Below are 4,420 nucleotides of genomic sequence, written 5' to 3'. Positions count from 1 at the left end.
GCGCTTGCGGTTCACCCGCCGGCCCAGGCGGCGCAGTTCGGCGTGGATGCGCGGGACACCGTAGGTGTGGCGGGAGGCGATGTGCACCACGGTGAGTGCCTGACGCTGTCGGGGATCTTGGTTGGGCACCTCTTGGGGAAGATCATCGAGCTGAACGAGCGGCTCATTCGAGGTCGCTGTGCCAGGGTTGAGCCCGGTATCCGAGCTCCGCACCGGTGTGGGACAAGGTGGTGACCACCACCTTGGGAACGATCAGTTCAGCCGGCGGGGTGGGTTGCGACGCGCCAGGACCGGGATCGCGGGATGTGCTGCCAGTCGAGGAAGCCCTGAAGGGCTGTCGGGTTTCGGAGCTGCCGGACAGGCGACGGTGGCAGATGAGCGTCGATGCGTTCGAGGTTGACCGCGATGGCAGTCAGGACGTGCTGGACGTGGGCTTTGTCCTCGCTGCGATAGCGGCACTGGCGCATGCCGTGGCCGTTGACGAACTCACTGATCGTGCCCTCGATAGCGGCCCGCAGCGAGTAGCGCGAGAGCCATTCCTGGGTCTGCTGCTCGGTCCGCGACTCGGACTGGATGTCGTAGAGCTCACGCGGCAGGAAGGAGACCTTCCGGGCGTCGGTGCGGGTGCAGGCGGCCTTCACCGGGCACTGGCGGCAGTCGCCCAGGGCGAACTCGGCGTTGACGTAGGGCGCGAGGGAAGGCGGTGTCGACCACCGACGGCTGACCTTGCCCTGCGGGCAGGTGACCTGCTTGGCGTCCCAGTCGATGGTGAACGCTTCGCGGTGGAAGACGGTGCCCTTGCGGGACTGGCGGGTGCTCCTGGCCCGGATCGGTCCGACCAGGCCGACACCGTGCTCGCGGGCGACCTGCTGCTTGAGTGCGACGGAGAGGTAGCCGCCGTCGACGAAGTGCTCCTTCGAAAGCAATTTCCGATCATCGAGGTTGGCCAGGATGCCGGGAAGGGCCTTGGTGTCGTGGACCGGGGCCTTGGTGGTGGTCACGTCGGTGATGACGCTGGGGGTGTCCTGGTCGCAGGTCTCGGTGACGTGCGCGAGGAAGCCCTTCCAGCGGGTCTCGCCGCGGCGTGCGTAGCGGGCGCTCACGTCGTAGGGCGAGACGATGGCGACGGCCGAGGGCGGCAGCCCGGCGTCCTCGGGCTCCCGCCACTTCGGCCGGTCCTGGGCATCAAGGCGGTAGTTCTGCACGAAGATCTGGCGCAGGGCCCGGACCTGCTCGCCGTCGCGGAGGGCGGGCAGGTAGCGGTGGACGTAGCGCAGCAGCAGGCGGGCGTCCTCACCGGTCTCCTTGATCCGAGTCTTCGGCTTGGAGGGGCTCTTGCCGAGCCGGGCTGAGCGGCCGTAGCGCTTGCCCCAGTCCTCGGTCACCAGGCCGACCAGCTCGTGCGGCGCCCGGCGGGCAAGCTCTTCGAGGGCGGCCCGCATGGCCTCGGTGACCAGCTCCAGGCGGGTCAGGTCGCGGACCGCGGCCAGGACGTGGGTGGAGTCGGTGCGCTGCCGGCCGCGTTCCCGGACCAGGCCGATGGCCCGGATCTTCTCCAGCGCCAGGTCCAGCAGCTTGTCCGCCCGGCCTTCCTCGGTCAGACGCTCGCGGAAGTCGGCCAGCACGCTGTGGTGAAAGCCGGCGTCCTCCAGCTCCATACCCATCGCGTACTTCCAGTCGATGCGGTTGCGCACGGACTCGGCGGCCTGCCGGTCGGACAGCTCCAGCAGGAACTGCAGGACCGACACCGTGGCCAACTGGGCTGGTGAAAGGCCGGGCTTGCCGTCTCTGGCGTACCACTCCTCGAAGTCCTCATCGCTCCACAGGCCGTTGAGGTGATCGCGGATGGCCATGGCCGTGGTGCCGTTCGGGTTGCACGCCCGCGCCACCCGCACCGTCAGCTCAGGAACCACGCAGCCGGTACGGGAGCGGACACACATCTCGAACCTCCGAAATCGCGGGGCGCCAACCGTCCCACCCGCCCGGATCACGACGGTCGTGGTTCCTGGAGCGGCTACCACGAACGGGTGAACGCCCTCAACGCACCAGTCACGACAGCAACTCCAACACCAGAGAGCACGAACGATGCGTTCGCCCAACGGTCACGAAGCCGCTGTCGCGTCCTCCGTCGAGCCGCCGGTCTGTTCGCTGGTCCCTGAACAGCGGAAATGGATCGCTCGCCCGGCATCTTCATCATGATCGACATCACCGGAAACCAAGATCCCCGACAGCGTCAGGCACTGATCCCGTGCGCGAGCGCATCGTCGGCTGCCTGACGAGCACGGCGGGCCGCCTGGCCCTCGCACCAGGCGTAGCAGGAGGAGCGGGCGACTTTCAGCACCCGGCACAGCAGGACGATCGGGTACGTCGCCTTCTCCGCATGGATCAGCCGCTACAGCTCGCTCACCGGTCGTTCTCCTTCACGAAGAAGGCGGTCGCTTTTTTCAGGATCTCGATGGTCTGCTGCTGTTCGCGGACCTCCTTGCGCAGCCGCTTGAGCTCCTCGTGCTCGGCGCTGGTCAGCTCACCGGACTCGCCCTCACCCCGGTCCGCCTTCGCCCGGCGGTACCAGCCGCGCAGGGACTCGGAGCTGATCCCGAGTTCCCGGGCGACGGCGGTGACCGTCTTGCCCGAGGAATCGACGAGCGCGATCGCGTCCCGCTTGAACTCCTCGGTGTACCGCTTCGTGTACGTGCTTGCCACCTGGTGCTACTTCCTCTGGAACCTCAAGATCCCAGTCTCCAGGTGTCCACGATCAAGGGGAAGCTTCACGGCTGACGCTGGTAGCGGCCCGCCCGAGCGTCGGTGGGAGCCTGCTGGGTCTTGCGGCTGCGCGAAAGACCGCGCTCGTCGACAACCACCGGGGTCCTGTACGCCGCTTCGGCAACGATCCCCGACGCTGGCCTCGTTCCAGGCTGCAGAGGCGACGCCAGCAGGTTGTTCCCGAGCTGAAGCCGAGGTCCCGGCACCGGCCCAGCACTTCGGGATCACCGACCGCGGTGCCGTCAGCTCCGGACTCCGCGTCGACCTGCTCCTGGTCGAAGGAGACCCGCCGGCAGACATCACGGCCACACGCAAGATCAAGCGCATCTACAGCGCAGGCGTCCTCCACACCCACAACACCTGACGCGCCGCCGGCTCAGCAGCCGGGCCGACACCCCTCCAGCAGCCCTCGACACCGGAAACGCCGTGTCAGGACGTCGGGTCGAGGTCGGAGTCGGGCAGGGGAATCCACTGGTGCGACCACGCTATGATCGCGTCGAGGACCGGCTCAAGGTCATGTCCTTTGCGTGTGAGCCGGTACTCCACCTGTACAGGTGTCACCGGCACGACGTGACGCTCGATGAGGCCGTCGCGCTGCAGTTCCCGAAGGCGCTGTGCCAGCATGGTGTCGCTGACTCCCGGGACGGCTGCCTTGATTTGTCCGTACCGGTACTGCTCGGTGAACAGTGCCCGCAGGATCGCGCCGGTCCAGCGTGCGCCGATCATCTCGATCGCCGTGTGAAAGCGCACGCAGACCGGGTGGTGGGTATCCTCACCGCCCTGCGTCGTGCCGGTCGTCATGATGCCGCGGGAGCGCGCAGGGGACGCAGCGCCTCGGTGAACCGCACCAGTTCGTCGAGCATGGCCTTGACGGAGCTGTTCATGACGTCATTCGGCACGAGGCGCTTGTCGTCGTCGATGAACTGTTGCACGAAGGGAATGGACACCGCTTCGAAGACCGGCGTCATCTTCAGGGTGGTAACCACCTGCTTGATCATCTGCGCGGCCCGCGTCCCGGCGGACACTCCTCCGTAACTGGCCATCCCCACCGGCTTGTACCGCCACTCGCTGTGGAGGTAGTCGATGGCGTTTTTGAGCTCAGCATTATAGCCGTAATTGTACTCCGGCATCACGAAGACGAAGGCGTCCGCCTCGGCGATCTTGGCGCTCCAGTCACGGGTGTGCTGGTGGGTGTAGCGGCCGAGCCGCGGATGGTGGGGTTCGTTCATGAACGGCAGGTTCACCTCGGCGAGGTCGACGATCTCGACCTCCGAGAAGCCCCCGTGTGCCACGGCCTCCGACTCGATCCAGCGGGCGACGCCCGGGCCGAGGCGTCCGGGGCGTGTGCTCGCCACGATGATTTCCAGCTTGCTCATAGGTCGACGTCTGCCTTTCGTTCGCGATGACCGCTCCAGGCTACCTATTTCTGAGTAAATAAGAAATCCGCAGTCGCCCCCCAATCGCTCCCACGGCCCGGCCGCCTTCGTGTCTCACGTCATCACGGACGTGGCCACCGACGGCGTGAGCGGGACGGCGGCTAGGCACTGTTTCTCGGATCTCCTGACGTACGTGGGGTGTTGGGGTCAGGCTGTCTGTATGGGGCGTGGAGATCTGACCCATGCGGAGTGGGATCGGCTTGAGTCGTTCTTACCTCTTG

Annotated in this window: 5 protein-coding genes; all 5 read right to left on the bottom strand. The window is 66.7% G+C overall.

Annotated elements, in window-relative coordinates; genetic code table 11:
* Nucleotides 1–129: IS3 family transposase (locus ACFC1X_RS40570; RefSeq protein ID WP_376364740.1), on the bottom strand; the 129-nt coding region annotated here is incomplete at its 3' end.
* 128 nt (nucleotides 130–257) lie between these two features.
* Nucleotides 258–1,940 (bottom strand): IS1182 family transposase, encoded by a 1,683-nt coding sequence (locus ACFC1X_RS40565; protein ID WP_376364737.1) that lies wholly within the window; start codon nucleotides 1,938–1,940, stop codon nucleotides 258–260.
* A 463-nt stretch (nucleotides 1,941–2,403) separates the two neighbouring features.
* Complete coding sequence (locus ACFC1X_RS40560; RefSeq protein WP_376364734.1) at nucleotides 2,404–2,703, bottom strand: transposase; 300 nt, start codon at nucleotides 2,701–2,703, stop codon at nucleotides 2,404–2,406.
* A gap of 489 nt (nucleotides 2,704–3,192) precedes the next feature.
* The gene (locus tag ACFC1X_RS40555) at nucleotides 3,193–3,564 is read right to left on the bottom strand and encodes a winged helix-turn-helix transcriptional regulator (RefSeq protein ID WP_376364732.1); all 372 of its coding nucleotides are present in this window, start codon (nucleotides 3,562–3,564) and stop codon (nucleotides 3,193–3,195) included.
* Nucleotides 3,561–4,139: an NADPH-dependent FMN reductase gene (locus tag ACFC1X_RS40550; protein WP_376364729.1), complete on the bottom strand. Its 579-nt coding sequence runs from the start codon at nucleotides 4,137–4,139 to the stop codon at nucleotides 3,561–3,563. The genes ACFC1X_RS40555 and ACFC1X_RS40550 overlap by 4 nt, the downstream gene beginning before the upstream one ends.
* Between the last annotated feature and the right edge of the window lie 281 nt (nucleotides 4,140–4,420).

The sequence above is a fragment of the Streptomyces sp. NPDC056128 genome (assembly GCF_042263835.1).
Lineage (GTDB): Bacteria > Actinomycetota > Actinomycetes > Streptomycetales > Streptomycetaceae > Streptomyces.
The sequence above is the reverse complement of the archived record's forward strand: the minus strand, read 5'-3'. Positions and strand labels throughout refer to the sequence as shown.